14 protein-coding genes and 1 tRNA gene are annotated in these 16,946 nt (G+C 69.8%); 8 read left to right on the top strand and 7 right to left on the bottom strand.

Going from position 1 to position 16,946, the window contains the following annotated elements:
* Window positions 1-69: 69 nt before the first annotated feature.
* On the top strand, window positions 70-3,960 hold the full coding sequence (gene purL / locus MEBOL_RS00595) for a phosphoribosylformylglycinamidine synthase (protein WP_095975593.1): 3,891 nt from the start codon (window positions 70-72) through the stop codon (window positions 3,958-3,960).
* Window positions 3,961-4,048: 88 nt separating this feature from the next.
* On the opposite strand, the gene MEBOL_RS00590 is transcribed toward purL, so the two are convergent.
* Window positions 4,049-4,120: transfer RNA gene (locus tag MEBOL_RS00590), tRNA-Cys, on the bottom strand.
* A 172-nt stretch (window positions 4,121-4,292) separates the two neighbouring features.
* Between MEBOL_RS00590 and MEBOL_RS00585 the strand changes: the two genes are divergently transcribed.
* The 3 genes from MEBOL_RS00585 to fdxA all read left to right on the top strand — a co-directional run bounded on the left by MEBOL_RS00585 (window position 4,293) and on the right by fdxA (window position 6,256).
* On the top strand, window positions 4,293-4,649 hold the full coding sequence (locus MEBOL_RS00585) for a rhodanese-like domain-containing protein (protein ID WP_425437596.1): 357 nt from the start codon (window positions 4,293-4,295) through the stop codon (window positions 4,647-4,649).
* A 96-nt stretch (window positions 4,650-4,745) separates the two neighbouring features.
* Window positions 4,746-5,828, top strand: coding sequence for an aspartate-semialdehyde dehydrogenase (asd, locus tag MEBOL_RS00580; protein ID WP_095975591.1), 1,083 nt, complete (start codon window positions 4,746-4,748; stop codon window positions 5,826-5,828).
* Window positions 5,829-5,920: 92 nt separating this feature from the next.
* Window positions 5,921-6,256 (top strand): ferredoxin FdxA, encoded by a 336-nt coding sequence (gene fdxA / locus MEBOL_RS00575; RefSeq protein WP_095975590.1) that lies wholly within the window; start codon window positions 5,921-5,923, stop codon window positions 6,254-6,256.
* Between the two features lie 74 nt (window positions 6,257-6,330).
* Here fdxA and MEBOL_RS00570 read toward each other — a convergent pair whose 3' ends face one another.
* Together MEBOL_RS00570 and MEBOL_RS00565 are read right to left on the bottom strand one after the other, a co-directional pair.
* A complete protein-coding gene (locus MEBOL_RS00570; protein ID WP_095975589.1) occupies window positions 6,331-7,104 on the bottom strand; it encodes a hypothetical protein in 774 nt (257 codons plus the stop codon).
* A 137-nt stretch (window positions 7,105-7,241) separates the two neighbouring features.
* Window positions 7,242-8,318, bottom strand: coding sequence for a hypothetical protein (locus tag MEBOL_RS00565; RefSeq protein ID WP_095975588.1), 1,077 nt, complete (start codon window positions 8,316-8,318; stop codon window positions 7,242-7,244).
* Window positions 8,319-8,472: 154 nt separating this feature from the next.
* Between MEBOL_RS00565 and MEBOL_RS00560 the strand changes: the two genes are divergently transcribed.
* Window positions 8,473-8,946: a GNAT family N-acetyltransferase gene (locus MEBOL_RS00560; RefSeq protein ID WP_095975587.1), complete on the top strand. Its 474-nt coding sequence runs from the start codon at window positions 8,473-8,475 to the stop codon at window positions 8,944-8,946.
* 12 nt (window positions 8,947-8,958) lie between these two features.
* Here MEBOL_RS00560 and hrpB read toward each other — a convergent pair whose 3' ends face one another.
* The 4 genes from hrpB to MEBOL_RS43535 all read right to left on the bottom strand — a co-directional run bounded on the left by hrpB (window position 8,959) and on the right by MEBOL_RS43535 (window position 13,998).
* Window positions 8,959-11,523 carry an ATP-dependent helicase HrpB gene (gene hrpB / locus MEBOL_RS00555; protein WP_095975586.1) on the bottom strand — a complete coding sequence of 855 codons (2,565 nt, stop codon included), beginning with the start codon at window positions 11,521-11,523 and terminating at the stop codon, window positions 8,959-8,961.
* A gap of 39 nt (window positions 11,524-11,562) precedes the next feature.
* Window positions 11,563-12,606, bottom strand: coding sequence for a hypothetical protein (locus MEBOL_RS00550; RefSeq protein WP_095975585.1), 1,044 nt, complete (start codon window positions 12,604-12,606; stop codon window positions 11,563-11,565).
* Window positions 12,607-12,690: 84 nt separating this feature from the next.
* On the bottom strand, window positions 12,691-13,386 hold the full coding sequence (locus tag MEBOL_RS00545) for an HAD family hydrolase (protein WP_095975584.1): 696 nt from the start codon (window positions 13,384-13,386) through the stop codon (window positions 12,691-12,693).
* A gap of 57 nt (window positions 13,387-13,443) precedes the next feature.
* A complete protein-coding gene (locus tag MEBOL_RS43535) occupies window positions 13,444-13,998 on the bottom strand; it encodes a HEAT repeat domain-containing protein (protein ID WP_095975583.1) in 555 nt (184 codons plus the stop codon).
* A gap of 132 nt (window positions 13,999-14,130) precedes the next feature.
* On the opposite strand from MEBOL_RS43535, the gene MEBOL_RS00535 reads away from it, so the two are divergent.
* From MEBOL_RS00535 to MEBOL_RS00525, 3 genes are all read left to right on the top strand, one after another.
* Entirely contained in the window at window positions 14,131-14,523 is a 393-nt protein-coding gene (locus MEBOL_RS00535) for a DsrE family protein (RefSeq protein WP_095975582.1), read from the top strand.
* Window positions 14,524-14,651: 128 nt separating this feature from the next.
* Window positions 14,652-15,908, top strand: a complete 1,257-nt coding sequence (gene cglB / locus MEBOL_RS00530) for an adventurous gliding motility lipoprotein CglB (RefSeq protein WP_095975581.1) — start codon at window positions 14,652-14,654, stop codon at window positions 15,906-15,908.
* A gap of 66 nt (window positions 15,909-15,974) precedes the next feature.
* Entirely contained in the window at window positions 15,975-16,928 is a 954-nt protein-coding gene (locus tag MEBOL_RS00525) for an ATP-grasp domain-containing protein (RefSeq protein ID WP_095975580.1), read from the top strand.
* Window positions 16,929-16,946 lie beyond the last annotated feature (18 nt).

Raw genomic sequence — 16,946 nt, 5'->3', positions numbered from 1 at the left:
CGGATGAGGAAGGCGCCACGGTTATAAGACGCCCGCGTCGTTCCCCCCTGGCCCTCTCCCAGAGTTTCCATGCTCACCCTGCGTGGCGCCCCCGCCCTCTCCGAGTTCCGTCTGGCCAAGCTGCTCGCTCGCTGCCAGGAGCTGGAGCCTTCCGTGGCCTCCGTCTATGCGGAGTTCGTCCACTTCCTCGATGTTCCGGAATCCCTCTCCGAGCCCGAGCGGGCCCTGGTGGACTCGCTGCTGGAGTACGGCCCGCGACTCGCCCGCCAGGCGCCTCGGGGCAGCCTGCTGCTCGTCATCCCTCGGCCCGGCACGCTTTCCCCCTGGTCCTCCAAGGCCACGGACATCTTCCAGAACTGCGGCTTGAAGGGCGTGCGGCGCATCGAGCGCGGCACCGCCTATTGGGTCGCCGACGCGGCGGGCCAACCCCTCCCGCCCGAGCGGTCCGCCGTCCTCCAGCCCCTCCTTCATGATCGGATGACCCAGGCCGTGGTGGCGCGCGAGGAGGACGCGGCCATCCTCTTCACCGGACACACGGCGAAGTCGTTCACCACCGTGGATGTGCTGAGCGGGGGCCGCGCCGCGCTCGTCGACGCCAACCGGGCGCTGGGTCTGGCCCTGGCCGACGATGAGATCGACTACCTGGTGGAGCGCTTCACCCAGCTCCAGCGCCACCCCACCGACGTGGAGCTGATGATGTTCGCCCAGGCGAACAGCGAGCACTGCCGGCACAAGATCTTCAACGCCACGTGGACGGTGGATGGGGTGGCCCAGGAGCGCTCGCTCTTCCAGTCCATCAAGAACACCTACGCGGCCCATCCCGAGGGCGTGCTGTCGGCGTACAAGGACAACGCCGCCGTGATGGAGGGCTTCGAGGTGGAGCGCCTCTTCCCGGAGCCGGCCAGCGGCGAGTACCGCTTCCACCGCGAGCCCACGCACATCCTGATGAAGGTGGAGACGCACAACCATCCCACGGCGATTTCTCCCCATCCCGGGGCCTCCACGGGCGCGGGCGGGGAGATCCGGGACGAGGGCGCCACGGGCCGGGGCGCGAAGCCCAAGGCGGGCCTGACCGGCTTCTCCGTGTCGAACCTGCGCATCCCCGGGTACGAGCAGCCGTGGGAAACCCCTTACGGCAAGCCCGAGCGCATCGTGTCCGCGCTCGACGTCATGATCGAGGGCCCCCTGGGCGGCGCCGCCTTCAACAACGAGTTTGGCCGGCCCAACCTGTGTGGCTACTTCCGCAGCTTCGAGCTCCAGGTGCCCACGCTCGACGGGGTCGAGGTACGGGGCTACCACAAGCCCATCATGCTCGCGGGAGGCCTGGGCAACATCCGGGCGAGTCACGTGCGCAAGGGCACGTTGCGGCCGGGGGATCGGATCGTCGTGCTGGGTGGCCCGGCGATGCTCATCGGCCTCGGGGGTGGGGCGGCGTCGTCGATGACGCAGGGCTCGAGCGCGGCGGACCTCGACTTCGCCTCGGTGCAGCGCGACAACCCGGAAATGGAGCGGCGCTGCCAGGAGGTCATCGACCAGTGCTGGGCGCTGGGGGATGACAACCCCATCCGCTCCATTCACGACGTGGGGGCGGGCGGCCTGTCCAACGCGGTGCCGGAGCTCATCCACGACAACGACCTGGGCGGACGCTTCGAGCTGCGCGAGGTGCCCAACGCCGAGCCGGGCATGGCGCCGGTGGAGATCTGGTGCAACGAGGCCCAGGAGCGCTACGTGTTGGCGATCGCGCCCGAGGACGTGGTGCGCTTCGCGGCGCTGTGCGAGCGCGAGCGCGCGCCCTTCGCGGTGCTGGGCGAGGCCACGGCCGAGCAGGTGTTGAAGGTGAGCGATCAGCGCTTCGACAACGCCCCCATCGACATTCCCATGGACGTGCTCTTCGGCAAGGCGCCGCGCATGCACCGGGACGTGAAGTCGCGTCCGCTCGTGCACGCGGAGTTGAAGCTGGAGGCCCCGGTGGGGGAATTGCTCTCGCGGGTGCTCGGGCACCCGACGGTGGCGGACAAGGGCTTCCTCATCACCATTGGGGACCGCTCGGTGTCGGGCCTGACGGCGAGGGATCAGATGGTGGGCCCGTGGCAGGTGCCGGTGGCGGACTGCGCGGTGACGCTGTCGGCGCACGCGGGCTACACGGGCGAGGCCATGTCCGTGGGCGAGCGCACGCCCGTGGCCCTCGTCGACGCGGCGGCCTCGGCCCGCATGGCGGTGGGCGAGGCGCTCACGAACATCGCCTCGGCGCGCATCGGGAAGCTCGGGGACGTGAAGCTCTCGGCGAACTGGATGGCCGCCGCGGGCAGCCCGGGCGAGGACGCCAACCTCTACGCCGCGGTGAAGGCCGTGGGCATGGAGCTGTGCCCGGCGCTGGGCCTCACCATCCCGGTGGGCAAGGACTCCATGTCCATGCGCACGGTGTGGCAGGAGCGGGGTGAGCGCAAGGCGGTGACGTCGCCCCTGTCGCTCATCATCTCGGCGTTCGCCCCGGTGCTCGACGTGCGCCGCTCGCTCACGCCCCAGTTGCGCGAGCCGGACGCGGACACGCGGCTGCTGTTCGTCGACCTGGCCGAAGGCCAGCAGCGGCTGGGGGGCTCGGTCCTGGCCCAGGTGTATTCGCAGGTGGGCCCCCGGTGTCCGGACGTGGAGCGCCCCGAGGTGCTTCGAGGCTTCTTCGCCGCGATGCAGGCGCTCAACGAGGCGGGCCTGGTGCTGGCCTACCATGACCGCTCCGACGGCGGGTTGATCACCTCCCTGGTGGAGATGGCCTTCGCGGGGCACTGTGGTGTCGAGGTGGACGTGGGTCCGCTGGGCCCGGACGCCATCGCGGCGCTGTTCAACGAGGAGCTGGGCGCGGTCCTCCAGCTGAGGGCCGGAGACCTGTCCCGGGTTCGGGAGGTGCTGGCGGCGCATGGGTTGGACGCGCACGCGCACGAGCTCGGGAGGCCCCGCCCGGCGCTGAAGGTGCGGGTGAACCAGGGGGGGCGGGTCCTGCTGGAGGAGGACGTGACGGCGCTGCGCGCGGGGTGGTCGCGCGTCAGCCTCGAGATGCAGAAGCTGCGCGACAATCCGCGCTGCGCCGAGGAGGAGTTCGCCGCGAAGTGCGATCCGGCGGATCCGGGCCTGTCGTCCCGGCTCACGTTCGACCCCGCCGAGGACGTGGCGGCGCCCTTCATCGCGAAGGGAGCCAGGCCCCGGGTGGCCATCCTGCGAGAGCAGGGGGTGAACAGCCAGTTGGAGATGGCGCGGGCCTTCCTGCGCGCGGGCTTCAGCGCGGTGGACGTGCACATGAGCGACATCCTCGCGGGGCGGGTGTCGTTGAAGGACTTCGAGGGTCTGGCGGCCTGTGGCGGCTTCTCCTACGGCGACGTGCTGGGCGCGGGAGGCGGTTGGGCGCGCTCCATCCTGTTCAACGCGCGGGCCCGGGACGAGTTCGCCGCGTTCTTCGCCCGGACGGGGACGTTCAGCCTGGGCATCTGCAATGGCTGCCAGATGATGGCGCAGCTGCGCGACCTCATCCCGGGGGCCGGGCACTTCCCGAGCTTCGTGCGCAACGCCTCCGAGCAATTCGAGGCCCGGCTGGTGCAGGTGGAGGTGGCGGAGAGCCCCTCGCTCTTCTTCCAGGGCATGGCGGGCAGCCGCATCCCCATCGTGTCGTCGCATGGCGAGGGCCGCGCGGAGTTCGTGAGCGCCGAGGCCCAGGCGAAGGTGGACGGACTGGTGCCGGTGCGCTTCGTGGACAACCACGGGCGGGTGACGGAGGCGTACCCGGCGAATCCGAACGGCTCGCCCGGGGGGCTCGCGGGCGTGACGTCCCGGGACGGGCGCGTGACGATCATGATGCCGCATCCGGAGCGGGTGAGCCGGAGCGTGCAGTACTCCTGGTGCCCGCCGGAGTGGGGGGAGGACAGCCCCTGGATGCGGCTGTTCCGCAACGCCCGCGCGACCCTGGGCTGAGTGGGGGCCGAGGGGGGCGGCACCGGCCCCCCTCCCCGGAAACACGAAGGCCCGATGTGAACCGGAGTCCACATCGGGCCCTTGAGTGAGGCGCCACCCGGATTCGAACCGGGGAATGAAGGTTTTGCAGACCTTTGCCTTACCACTTGGCTATGGCGCCGCGACCAACGTGAGGGCCTTATATGGACCCGAATCCGCCGGGTCAAGACGCGAGAAGGGGGGAATGCTCGTTCTGGGGGCGAGCGAGGCGCGGGAGCGGCCGGGGAAGCGTGGGGATGGGAATCCCATCCCCCCGGGTTGCCACCGCTGATAACGCGACTGGGAGGTTCCGGGTGATCCAAGCCCGTATGCCTTGTACCGAGTTGTTCGTGCGGCTGGGGGACGACGAGGTCCTCGTCCTCGATTGCCGTGACCCCTCCGACTGGGAGCGCTATGGGCTGCACATTCCGGGCGCCTTGTGGATGACCTTCGAGGAGATTCTCCAGGACGCGGCGGTCCTCCCCGACGACGAACTCATCGTCCTATGTGGGTGTGCGCCGGATGGCTCCGATACCCGCAGGGTCTGCCGTCTGCTGCAGCGTCAGGGGTTCCAGGTAGTGTGTCTGGAGGGAGGTCTCCAGGGGTGGCTCACCGAGGGACTGCCCGTCGAATACCACTTCGCCGGAGCCTCGGCCTCCCAGGTCTGCTGAGCCTGGGGCGTCCGGCTCTCCGCGCATGGTGAAGTGGGGGACCAAAACGGTGTAAAGACGCCGCACCCCCCGAAGTACCGAAGGAAGTCGGACACAATGGCCAAGCTTCGTGCCGTGCTCATCGGCGCCACCGGACTCGCCGGCCAGCAGTTCATCTCCGCGCTCAAGGATCATCCCCACATCGAGCTCACGGGCCTGGCGGCCTCGCCGCGCTCCGCGGGCAAGTCCTATGTGGAGGCACTTCGCGCCGCCAATGGAATGACCGCCTGGTTCGTTCCCGAGGCGCTTCCGGAGTCGATCGCGAAGATGAAGGTGGTGAGCGGAGAGGAGATCCAGGCCAGGGACTACGACATCGCCTTCTCGGCGGTGGAGTCGGACGTGGCCAAGGACCTGGAGCCCCGGCTCGCCCGGGACATCCCCGTGTTCTCCGCGGCCAGCGCCTTCCGTTACGAGGCGGACGTGCCGCTGGTGATTCCCCCGGTGAATGCCGCCCACTCGGATCTGATCCGCGCGCAGCAGAAGCAGCGGGGCTGGAAGGGCTTCATCGTCCCCATTCCCAACTGCACCACCACGGGTCTGGCCATCACCCTGGCGCCGCTCGCCGAGCGCTTCGGCGTGCGCTCCGTGTTGATGACCTCCATGCAGGCCATGTCCGGCGCGGGCCGCTCGCCGGGCGTCATCGGCCTGGACATCCTGGACAATGTCATCCCCTACATCCCCAAGGAGGAGGAGAAGGTCCAGGTGGAGACGAAGAAGATCCTCGGCTCGCTGGCCCACGGCGTCATCACCCCGCATGACATCCAGGTGTCGTGCACCTGTACCCGGGTGGCGGTGCTCGAGGGTCACACCGAGTCCGTCTTCGTGTCGCTGGCCGAGAAGGCGTCCGTGAAGGACGTGGTGGCGGCGATGCGCGAGTGGCGGGGCGCCGAGGTGGCGCGAGGGCTGCCCTCGGCTCCTCCCCAGTGGATCGAGGTGCTCGACGAGCCCTTCCGCCCCCAGCCGCGCCTGGACCGGGACACCCACGCGGGCATGGCCACCACCGTGGGCCGGGTGCGCGAGGACAACGTCCTCCCTAACGGGTTCAAGTACGTGCTGGTGTCGCACAACACCAAGATGGGAGCGGCCAAGGGGGCCATCCTGGTCGCCGAACTGATGCATGCCCAGGGTCTACTGAGATGAGGTAGAGGAGGGGCGCTCAGATTGGGAGTGCCAACCCCCTTCGCAACCCACTACTGTGCGCGCGCACGGTTCTGTCCCAAGAGGAGATTTCCATGGCTTATGTCGTCGCCGAGCCTTGCATCAAGTGCAAGTACACCGACTGTGTCGAGGTGTGCCCCGTCAACTGCTTCTACGAGGGCGCCAACTTCCTGGTCATCCACCCGGACGAGTGCATCGACTGCGGTGCCTGCGAGCCCGTCTGCCCGACGAAGGCGATCTTCCCCGAGTCGGAGCTGCCCAAGGAGTGGGCGGAGTACAAGACGCTGAACGCGGACTTCTCCACGAAGTGGCCGAACATCGCGGAGAAGAAGAGCTCGCTGCCCGAGGCCGAGGAGTTCAAGGATGCGAAGGGCAAGCGCGGGATGTTGGACGCCGCGCCCGGTAAGTAGTCCTCACGGGTAGGATTCAGGGAAGGCCCCGCGGCCCCGGGCGGCGGGGCCTTTCCCATGCCCGCTCGGGGCGCTCAGGTGTTCGACAGGGCGCTTAGCGAGAGTCCCCGCGAGGCCAGTGCCTCCCGGATGCGTGTCAGCTCCCCCGGCGCCAGGGGTCCGCGTCGGCCCTGGATGCGCAGTGCCACCTCGCGCGTGCCCGTGCGCTCCACCTCCACGGTGGCGTCGAGGGCTCCGCCCAGGCGCATGGCGAGCGCGGGCCGCTGAGATTTCACAAACAGGTCGATCTTCTCGATGAGCTCCAGCGTCGCCTGAACCCGGGGTTCGGACAGGCCACTGGCCTCGCTGGCCCGGGTGCCCACGGTAGGTCCTTCGGGCCGCGGCCCGGCGAGCGCCTGGGCGAGTTCCGCCGGAACGAGGGGCGGGGGCGTCTCTGGGCCGCGGGCCGCGGGCGTGTCGCGCACGGTCGGGGGCCCGACGCCCGGCTCTCTCGAGAGTTCGTGGGCGATGAGATCACTCAGCCGGTGGAGGACCCGCTCCCGATGCGTCTGGTGGGCTTCCCCCCGTGCATCGCTCAGCCGGTGGGCCTCGGCGGTGGCGCCCCGTCGCACCTGCCCGAGGTGTTCGGCGCTGGCGAAGGCTCCGTGTGAAGGGACCTGGAGGGCGCTGGCGAGCGCGCGGACTCCGGGGGCGCTCCGCACGGTCGTGGGGATGGTACGGGCCCCCGTTCCTCCCGGCGGGGGACGTTTCGCCAGTTCTGGCGTGCCCTTCCTCACCTGCTCCTGGAACCGACCCTTGCCCGGCGCGGACCGGGTGGGGACTGCCTCGGGACGACCCTCGATCTTCATGCTCCCTCGCGGCGTTGGGATTTTCCCCGCGTGGGAGCACGGCTCGTGCCAGGGGCTTCTGGGTGGGCTGCTCCCGGCGGCGCTCTCCCCCCTCGGACGGGAGGCTCGCTGCCGGGACGCCCGTGGGGCTCGTGAACCTAGCGGCGCGGCTGGCCGAAGGCCCCCGGTTGTCCGAAGGCGCCCTGCTGGACGGGAGCCGCGCCCATCAGATCATTCACCGCGAAGCGGCACTGGGCCACGGCGTTGGGGTCCACCAGGGTATTGCCCTGGCTCCAGTCGCGGTCCTGGAAGATGAGCGCATCGCGCAGTTCCACCTCGTCCACGGCCTTGGTGAAGGCCCAGAAGCGCCCGCGCACCATCAACCGGGCCCCCTTGGGAATGCGGCTCAGGTCCAGGTACTGCTGGGGGGCGAGCCGCGCGGTGATGCGCACCTCGGGGCGCTTTTTCGCGCCGAAGATCTCGAGCTGCCCGGCGTTGGGATCCGGCGGGTACCACACGATGCGGGCCACGGCGGTGGGGGGCGTGTCCTCCTCGAGGATGACGGGCTGGCCCTTGCGCTTCTTGGGCTTCTTGGGCTGCTCCACCGCCACGTCGAGCAGCTCCACGTTGCCGAAGGCCACCTGCTTGTCGAGGTAGTTCTCGCGGAACGCCTTCTCGGCGGAGCGCGCGGTGGTGGCGTTGGCGCGGCGCACCTCGATTTCATAGCGCTCGCGCAGCGTGGGCAGGGTGAGGAAGAAGCTGTCGATGGGCTGGAGGCCCTCGGACAGGAAGCGCAGCTTGCCCACGTCGATGGTGAGCACCAGTGGGCCCAGGGTGGAGGCGGTCTGGAACCAGCTCGCGGGCAGCTTGTGATCGATGAGCACGCGCCGCACCATGGCCACGAAGTACGGCTGGGCCTGGAAGCGAGGGGAGCTGAGCTGGGTGTTGAGCGCCTGGACGAGCTGCGGGTCCAGGAAGAAGTTCTCGTCCCGCTTGTGCAGCATCGGGGCTGTTTCCCCGAGCAGCGTGAGCATGCCGCCGAGCAGCAGGGCGCAGTTGGGATCGTTCGTCCCCTGGGTCAGGCCCTGGTAGAAGCCCGTCTTGAGGAAGCGGCGGTCGAAGTCCTCCTCCTTGATGTTGGGCACGTCCTGTCCGGAGCCGAAGATGACCTCCGGTTGGGCGGCGGCGGGAAGAGCGGTGAGTCCGAGGACGAGTGCGAGGAGGGAGGATCGCATCACGTCCGAGGGTACCACGAGCGGCCCTGGGCTCACGGGAGGAAGGCGGGCGGGCGGAACGGGGGCGGGTCCCTCGGCTGTCCGGAAACTTCCCGTGTCACGCCGCCTTTTCACCTGTCTGCGCCGCCGGGTTTTGTGTACCTTGCCCGGCGACATGCCGAACCCGGACAACCCCCAGCCGGTTACCATCGCCCAGATTCGTACCGAAGCTGAGCTGTTTCAGTCGCTCGCCATCCGCGAGGTCGTGTTCATCGAGGAGCAGCACGTCCCCGAGGGCATCGAGCGGGATGACGAGGACGCGAAGGCCTACCACGTCCTGGCGTTCCAGGGCGGACACGCCATTGGAACGGGACGCCTGGTGATGCTGCCAGAGCCTCCTCCCGGTGAGACGGGGCGGTGGGCGCAGATTGGCCGCATGGCGGTGCTCAAGGCGCACCGCAAGGCGCGCGTGGGCGCCCGGTTGTTGGAAGCGCTGGAGCAGGAGGCGCGTGACCGCAGGGTCGACGGCGTCGTGCTGCACTCGCAGCTCTACGCGCTCGAGTTCTACAAGAAGATGGGCTACGCGCCGGTGGGCGAGGTGTTCGATGAAGCGGGCATCGACCACCTGGAGATGCGCAAGCGGTTCTGATTCCGCGGTGGGTCAGATCCTCCGGCCGCGCTCGGCGGGCGTCTGCGCGTGGCGCGGCTCCTCGGGCCAGCTGTGCCGGGGGTACTTGCGGCACAGCTCCTTGCGCAGCGCGGGGTAGTGCCGCTCCCAGAACCCGGCGAGGTCCGTGGTCACCTGGACGGCGCGCATGTTGGGTGCGAGCAGATGCAGCACGAGCGGGACGCGTCCGGCGCACACACTGGGCCCTTGCACCATGCCGAAGAAGTCCTGGAGCCGGGATTCGACCCAGGGCGGCTTGCCCGGCTCGTAGTTGACCTTGGCCTGACGCCCTCCGGGCAGGGAGACCTTCTCCGGGGTGTGCTGGGCGAGCAGCCGGGCCTGTTCCTTGGTGAGCCGGGCCTGGAGCGCGTCGAGCAGGGACACGCCTTCCAGGTCCGCGAAGCTCCGGGCTCCGGTGCACAGGGACGCGAGCGCGTCGCGCATGAACGGCTCGTCCACGGTGGGAAAGCCCGCCTCGGGGAAGGACTGCGCGAGCAGGGCCACGCGGGTGCGCCAGTTCTGCAGGGCCTCGGGGTCGGCGAAGCGTCCGGGACCGGCGGCGAGCGCCTGCTCCACCAGGACGCGCGCGGCCTCCTCCGAGGGAGGCGCGGGCGCCCGGGTCTCCTCGAGGACGAGGTTGCCGTAGGCCAGGCGGGTGATGCGCTCGACGCGCCGGGCCTCGGCGTTCCACTGCAAGGTGTCCAGCTCCTCCAGGGCGTCGGGGTACAGATCCAGGAGCCATTCGGGCTCCACGGCGCTGGCGAGCCGCACGATGACTCCCCGGCCCGGACGCTCCTCGATGTCCACGGCGACCATCAACTCGGGTTCCTGGACGGCGCTGGTCTCGGACAGCTGCGCGGTGCCGCCGCCGAAGAGCAGCAGGTCGGGCGCGCGGGGCTTGCGGCGCCGGGCGACCCGGTCCGGATAGCCGGCGAGCACGCTGAGCATCAGCGCCTGCTCCATGGCCTCGGGGGTCGCGGGCTTCGAGGCCTGTTCCCGCACGGCGCGCCGCAGCTGGCGCTGCACCCGGTCCACGGCCTGCACGGCGCCGGGCTCCAGGGACAGGGACTGCACGCGGCCGGAGGAGAACTGGGCGCGCTCGGCCTGGCGGAAGCGTTCGAGCAGTTCCAGCAGGTCCGAGGGCCCCGCGACGACATGGGCGGCCCGGCCGGGACCCGACATCTGGGTGCGTGCCTCCCGGCGGATGTCGCGCTCGCCCACGAGCGAGGCCAACAGGGCCGCGTCCGCGCCCACGCCCCGCCGTTCGCCCTCGACGATGATCCGGGCCTGTCGCGGGTGGAGGGGAAAGCGCAGGAGCCGCTGGCCCACGTCCGTCACCTTACCGTCCGGAGTCACGGCGCCCAGGCGGCGCAGCAGGTTCTCCGCGGCCTCGAGTGAGGCGGCCGGTGGGGGCTCGAAGAAGGGGAAGGCGCCCAGATCGCGGATGCCGGAGGCGCGCAGGGAGAGCACCGTCTCCGCCAGGTCCATGCGGCGGATTTCCGGGGCATCCTGCTCGGGGCGGCCGTCGAAGTCGTGCTGGGTGTACAGGCGCAGACAGTGGCCGGAGCGGGTACGGCCGGCGCGGCCCGCGCGCTGGGTGGCGCTGGCCCGGCTCACCTTGGCGAGCTTGAGGATGGGCAGTCCGGACCAGGGGGAGTGCGAGGCCACCCGCGCGAGTCCGCTGTCGATGACGGCGGCGACGCCATCGATGGTGACGGAGGTCTCCGCCACGTTGGTGGAGAGGATGATCTTCCGGCGCGAACTCCGGCGCACGGCGCGATCCTGCTCGGCGGGACTCAGGTCGCCATGCAGCGGCAGGAGCTCGATGTCATGGCGCTCGGCGAACTCGGCGCAGGCGTCCCGGGCCCGGCGGATTTCACCCGCGCCAGGGAGGAACACGAGCACGTCGCCATCGAGGCCATTGGCATGCAGCCGCTTGATACCGGAGAGCACCTGGGCATCGAGGTAGCGCTCGTCGGGGGTGGGCAGGTACTCGACGCTCACGTCGAAGCGGCGGCCCTCGGAGCGCAGGGTGGGGCACCCGCCGAGGTAGGCGCTGATGGGGGCGGCCTCGAGCGTGGCGGACATCACCACGATCTTCAGGTCGGGGCGGGGGCCCTGCTGGAGTCGGCGGAGCAGGGCGAGCGAGATGTCCGCGGACAGGTGGCGCTCGTGGAACTCGTCGAGGACGACCACGGAGACGTCGCGCAGGGTGGGGTCGGACAGCAGGCGGCGGCCGAGCACGCCCTCGGTGACGAAGGACAGCCGGGTCTTGGGGCCGCGCACGTCCTCGAAGCGCACCTGGTAGCCGACGGTGTCGCCCACGCGCTCGCCGATCTCCTCGGACACGCGGTTGGCCGCGAGCCGGGTGGGCAGACGCCGGGGTTGCAGGACGACGATCTCCTTGCCCTGACCGATGCCCGCCTCGAGCAGGGCGCGAGGCACGCGAGTCGTCTTGCCGGCGCCCGGAGGGGCCTCCAGCACGAGCGAGGACGAGGCGCGCAGCGTGGTGACGAGCTGCGGCAGGAGCGGATCGATGGGAAGGGCGACGTCGGCCATGGCCGGTTCCTCAATAACGGGGGCCTGGGGCCTCCGCGCTCAGGTCGACTCCGGAGAAGGAGACTTGGCCTCGGCCTTCTTGCGGCCCCTCTTGCCCCCGGACTTCACGGGTTTGGCCTCGGATGGCGGCTCGGCGGCGGGCGGCTCGGCTGCGATAGGCGCGGGAGCCGGTTCGGGCTCGGGTTCGACGGCGGGCGCTTCCTCCACGGACGGCGCGGTGGAGACGGTCTCCTCCGGGAGCGGCCCGGCGAGCGCCGCGAGCTCGGCCAGTTCCGCCGCGCTGGGCTCTTCCGAGGGGGTCTCCCGGGGGGCGTCGAGCGATTCAGCCGGGACTTCCCCGGTCTCATCGGGAAGGGCCTCGATCGTCTCTCCGAGCGGCAGTCCGCGTCCGGCGCGCTTGCGGGGCTTGCTGGCGAGTCCGGAGTTCTCGAAGGCCTCGGGCAGGGGGGCGAGCGAGGCCTCGGCGAGGCATCGGGCTTGGCGCAGGGCGAGGTCCAACCGCTTGCCGAGCGAGATGAGTTCGGCGCGCAGGGGGGCGGCCTGCTCATGGGGGAGCTGCACGGGGACGAAGCAGGCTTGCCATTGCGCGTAGGCGGCCGCGACCTGCTCCAGCACGGGGCGCACGAAGGCGAAATCGTCCCGGGCGAGGATGCGCGAGACGTAGGAGGACTTCAGGCGGCGCTCGAAGCCCGTGACGAATTCCTGGAGGGTGTCGCGGGAGGCGCGGCGCAGTTGGGGGAACTTGAGGTGGGGGAAGAGCGCTTCGATGACGGGGGCGCGGCTGCTCGCGCAGAAGGTGATGCCGGCGTGGACCTTCTCCAGGGTGTCGATCCAGGCGTTCTGGAGGGTGAAGGCGAACTCCTCGCGCACCTCCTCGAGCTCGGGCAGATCGCGGACCTTTTCCAGGATGGACTGGGCGGGAGCGCGCTCGGCGCGCAGCAGCTGGAGGGCGGTGGAGAGCCACTCCTTCTCGCGCTCCAGACCCGGACGGCTCGCGAGCAGCTCGTCGGCGGTGGCCAGTCGCGAGTCGAAGGCCTCGGCGAAACGGACGAGATCGTAGGCTTCGAGGGTGGACAACGACATGGGCGGAGGGCTCCTCGGGGGCCGGGCGGGACGGCCGGAGATAACACACCCGGCGGCCTGGGAGGGGGCGGGAAGTCCCGGGGCTCAGTGCTCCCCGAGCAGGGTGGCGAGCGCTTCGCGGTGGGTGAAATCGGCGAAGGCGTGATCGGCGCCCGCGGCGAGGAGTTGCTCGGGGGTGTAGTGGCCCGTGCCCACGCCGATGCACGCGGCGCCGATGCCCTTGGCGGCGTCGACGTCCTTGGGGGTGTCTCCGATGACGACGACCCGGCAGGCCTCGACGGATACCCCGAGCTGGGCGGCGCCGGTGCGGGCGCCATGGCGGATGAGCTCGACGCGGCTCTCGTGGTCGCAGCCGAAGCCCCCGAACGAGAACCGGTCATGAATGCCCACGCGCTCAAGCTTGATGCGAGCGCCCTCGCGGACGTTGCCGGTTCCGAGCCCCACGGCGAACCCCGGACGGGCCAGGGCGGCGTCGACGGCCTCGCGCATGCCGACGTGGAGGCGGTAGTGGGTGTCGGTGACGCGGTGGACCTCCTGCACCAGGTGCTGGAGGTAAGTGTCGATGACGGTGGAGATGGCCTCGGGGGTGGCCGGGACGCCGATGATCTCGAGCGCCTTGCGGACGATGGCCTGATCCGTCATCCCGGACAGGCTGAACGAGTCACAGGCATCGCGGCGCTGGTGGAGCGCGTGGAAGGCGAGATCCATGGCCCGGCGGCCGGAGCCCGCGTTGTCGATGAGGGTTCCGTCGATGTCGAAGAGGAGCACGGTGGGGCGCATGGCCCTCCATCTAATGGAAGCGCCCGGGGGATGCGAGGGGGCTCATGGCGGCGTCCGTCAGGGCTCGACGTCGCTCAACCCCTGTTGAAGCGCTTCCCGGACCTCGGCGTGCTCCTCCAAGGCGAGCCGATCCTCCAGGACCCGGCGTGCCTCCGCGCTCCCCATGCGCCCGAGCGCCCGGGCGGCGGTGGAGCGAACGAGTGCGTCCCCGTCCTCCAGCAGGGGGGCGAGCACGGGAAGGGCGCCGAGGCCCGCCCGGCGCTGGAGCGCGAGCACGGCGGTGGCGCGCAGCGAGGAGGGCAAGGTGGGGGTGCGCAGCAATTCGGCGAGGTGCTGGGCGGCCTCGGGATGGGCCACGACGGTGAGGGCGGCGACGGCGCGGGTTCTCTGGGCTTCGGGGGCCTGGGGATCCCTCGCGAGCGCGAGGAGTTCCCCCAGCGCCTCGGGGCCCAGGGGCGCCCAATCGGCTTCCCTGGGAGGGGTCTTGGAGCTGTCGAGCATCCGCAGGACACGCCCATGCAACGCGCCCGGCGCGGTGGCGGAATCGGGAGTCGCGGGGGCGGCGGCCGCGGGCGCCACGAGGAGCCATGCGGCGAGGGCGAAGGAGATCATGGGCGGCGGCCTCGGGACGGGAACTTGGGGGAGAAACCGGGTTTATAGGCTGGCGCGCGCGGTGGATTCGACGGACCCGGAGCGCTTTCGCTGCGAGCGGATTGTTGAAGTGGCGGGTATGGTGCCGAGTCCATGGCTGGACGCGTTTTCTTCTTCCTGCAGCACGCCACGTACGAGCCCGCCTTCCAGGCCGCCACGATGGGCATCACCGCGGTGGCGATGGGCGACGAGGTGTATTTCGTCTTCGCCTTCGAGGCGCTTCGCGCGCTGGTGGAGGGCCGGTTTGGGGAGCCGCGCGGCGAGCGGGAGTTGGCGGAAAGCGCGAGGGCGCTCGAACTCGGAGTGCCGCTGCCGGCGCGGATGCTGGCGGAAGCGCGGGAATTGGGTGCGCGTCTGGTGGCGTGCGACACCACGGTAAGAATCTGTGGATACGCATCGGAGGAGTTGAAGGGTCCGCTGGACGAGGTGATGGGGCTCGCGTCGTTGTGGCGACTGACGGACGGCGCACGCACTCTCGCTCTTTAGGGAGGCGGTGCGTTGACGCTGGCCGTGCGAAGGTGGAGGAGGCTATCCTCGGACCGATTTCAGGGCCGGACCCTGTGTGGGCGCGAGGAGTGCTCGTGCCCCTTCTTTAAGAGGAGCGAATTCATCTTATGCGCGCCAAGCTGACCCTGCTGAGCCTGATGGCGATGGGCACCCTGGGGGGTGTGATCGCCTCGGGTTGTCAGACCTACGACTTCGAGCCGGTGGATCCGCTCGCCATCTCGCAGACGACCGAGACGCGGGTCATCACGGCCCGGGCGAGCAAGCCGAACCTGATGCTGCTGGTGGACACGTCCGGCTCCATGACGGCGCCGGTGGACCCCAGCAGGCCGGGGTGCAAGCAGGGAGCCGAGATCTGTGGAAGCGAGGTGAACCCCTGCAACACGACGCTCTGCCCCACGCGGTGGAGCGAGTTGCAGGACGCGATGAAGGACTTCCTGGACAGCAGTGGTACCCTCGCGCGCATTGGGCTCACGACCTATCCGGACGAGAGTGAGGGAGACTCGTGCGGTGCCTCGACCTCGCTCAGCGTTCCGCTGCCCGCGGAGGAACTGGAGGACCCGGCCACGCTGACCGCCAACGCGGGGTTGGTGAAGAGCCGATTGCTGGCCATCAAGAACTCCTCGACCACGGGAGAGCAGGTCCCGGTGGGCGGTACGCCCACGAGCGTGAGTCTGAATTACGTGGGCTCGCGGCCCGAGCTGCAGTCGCAGAATCGCTCCAGCTTCGTGCTGTTGCTCACGGATGGTCTGCCCAACTGCAACGCGCAATTCGAGACGCCCTACCCGGACCCGGGTTGCTTCTGCACGCTGACGTCCTGCGACTTCGCTCAGGACATCGGCTGCCTGGACACGAATGCGTCGGTGCGCGCGGTGCGAGATCTGAAGGCCAAGAATATCCAGACGATCGTCATCGGGTTTGGCGCGGACTTCAATTCCAGCAGCGAGTCGGGACGTCGGGGCGTGGCGACGCTCAACGGCATGGCCGAGGCGGGTGGCTTCGCGCGCTCGTGCAAGTCGAACGCGGAATGTGGCGCGGGGGACACGTGTGAGGCCGCGACGGGCCTGTGCACGCGTCGGTTCTACCAGGCGGCGAACAAGACGGAGTTGGTGAATGCCCTCAAGGAGATCACCGAGAAGGTGGTGGTGGACGAGCCCTGCGTGCTGAGCTTCGATCCCACCCAGCAGCCCAACTCGGAGGAACTGGTGGTGGTCTTCCTCAACAAGGAGCGCCTCTCGCCGGGGACGAACACCTGGAACCTGACGGACACGGGCATCGTCTTCAACGGCACGACGTGTGAGCGCATCAAGGCGTCCACGCCGGCGAACCCGGTGAACATCGAGGTTCGGGCCATTCAGCGGCGCTAAACGCCCGGCGCGGCTTTACGTGGTTCGGGGGTGGGGCTATGTCTGCGCCCGGCCCCCGGGCCACCCATGAAGATCACCATCCTCTCGCGCTCCGCCTCCATTTCGTCCACCAAGCGTCTGGTCGAGGCCGCGCGCGCGAGAGGGCATCAGGTGAGGGTGCTCAATCCAGTCCGGGTGGAGATGCACCTGGACGGACGCAAGGCCCACCTCTACTACCGACGCCGGAAGCTCGCGCCCTGCGACGTGGTCATTCCGCGCATCGCGCAGTCCGTCAACAACTACGGTCTGGCGGTGGTGAATCAGTTCGCCATGAGCGGGATTCCGTTGTTGAACACGGCGAGGGCCATCGCCGAGTCGCGCAACAAGATGCGCTCGCTGCAACTGCTCTCGGCGCATGGCATCGGCATCCCGGCGACGGTGATGGCGAGGGACGCGGCGGACCTCAAGGCCATGGTGGGGCTGGTTGGAGGCGTGCCGGTCCTGGTGAAACTGCTGCAGGGCCAGGAGAAGAGGGGGGTGATGGTGTGCGAGAGCCTCCAGTCCCTGGAAGCGGCGCTCGAGGCCATTCTGGGCCTGGGGCACAACCTGATCGTCCAGCAGTACGTGAAGCACTCGGGGCAGGACGTCCGGGTCCTGGTGGTGGGAGGCAAGGCGGTGGCGGCGGTGCGTCGCCGGCCGAGGGTGGGCCGCCTCTCCTACACCCTCAATCGCGGGGCCCGGTTGGAGAAGCTGGAGTTGACCGCCTCCCAGCGGACGGCGGCGGAGAAGACGGCCTCGCTGGTGGGGTTGGAGGTAGCGGCGGTGGACCTGCTCGACGTGCAGGAGGGGCACCCCAAGGTGTTCGAGGTCAACAGTTCCCCGGCGCTTCCGGAGATGGAGGCGGCTACGGGGTTGGATCTCGCCGACATCATCATCGAGCGGGCCGAGAAACTGGCGGCGGGGACGGCTGAGATCGGAAGTCCCGAGCCGGGTCCGGTGGCTTCGTCCCGGCGCAAGCGGACGTCCAGGGTCCGGACCTGAACCGCAAAGAGTCGCCAG

The organism is Melittangium boletus DSM 14713 (assembly GCF_002305855.1).
Lineage (GTDB): Bacteria > Myxococcota > Myxococcia > Myxococcales > Myxococcaceae > Cystobacter > Cystobacter boletus.
Note: the sequence above shows the minus strand (reverse complement) of the source record. Positions and strands in the feature narration are given on the sequence as shown.

Coding starts and splice junctions, on each gene's coding strand:
- MEBOL_RS00545 (WP_095975584.1), bottom strand. CDS start 13,386: ATGCGCCCCACCGTGCTCCTCTTCGACATCGACGGAACCCTCATCGAC.
- MEBOL_RS00525 (WP_095975580.1), top strand. CDS start 15,975: ATGAAGATCACCATCCTCTCGCGCTCCGCCTCCATTTCGTCCACCAAG.
- MEBOL_RS00570 (WP_095975589.1), bottom strand. CDS start 7,104: ATGAAGATCGAGGGTCGTCCCGAGGCAGTCCCCACCCGGTCCGCGCCG.
- MEBOL_RS00560 (WP_095975587.1), top strand. CDS start 8,473: ATGCCGAACCCGGACAACCCCCAGCCGGTTACCATCGCCCAGATTCGT.
- cglB (WP_095975581.1), top strand. CDS start 14,652: ATGCGCGCCAAGCTGACCCTGCTGAGCCTGATGGCGATGGGCACCCTG.
- hrpB (WP_095975586.1), bottom strand. CDS start 11,523: ATGGCCGACGTCGCCCTTCCCATCGATCCGCTCCTGCCGCAGCTCGTC.
- MEBOL_RS43535 (WP_095975583.1), bottom strand. CDS start 13,998: ATGATCTCCTTCGCCCTCGCCGCATGGCTCCTCGTGGCGCCCGCGGCC.
- asd (WP_095975591.1), top strand. CDS start 4,746: ATGGCCAAGCTTCGTGCCGTGCTCATCGGCGCCACCGGACTCGCCGGC.
- MEBOL_RS00565 (WP_095975588.1), bottom strand. CDS start 8,318: ATGCGATCCTCCCTCCTCGCACTCGTCCTCGGACTCACCGCTCTTCCC.
- MEBOL_RS00535 (WP_095975582.1), top strand. CDS start 14,131: ATGGCTGGACGCGTTTTCTTCTTCCTGCAGCACGCCACGTACGAGCCC.
- MEBOL_RS00550 (WP_095975585.1), bottom strand. CDS start 12,606: ATGTCGTTGTCCACCCTCGAAGCCTACGATCTCGTCCGTTTCGCCGAG.
- purL (WP_095975593.1), top strand. CDS start 70: ATGCTCACCCTGCGTGGCGCCCCCGCCCTCTCCGAGTTCCGTCTGGCC.
- fdxA (WP_095975590.1), top strand. CDS start 5,921: ATGGCTTATGTCGTCGCCGAGCCTTGCATCAAGTGCAAGTACACCGAC.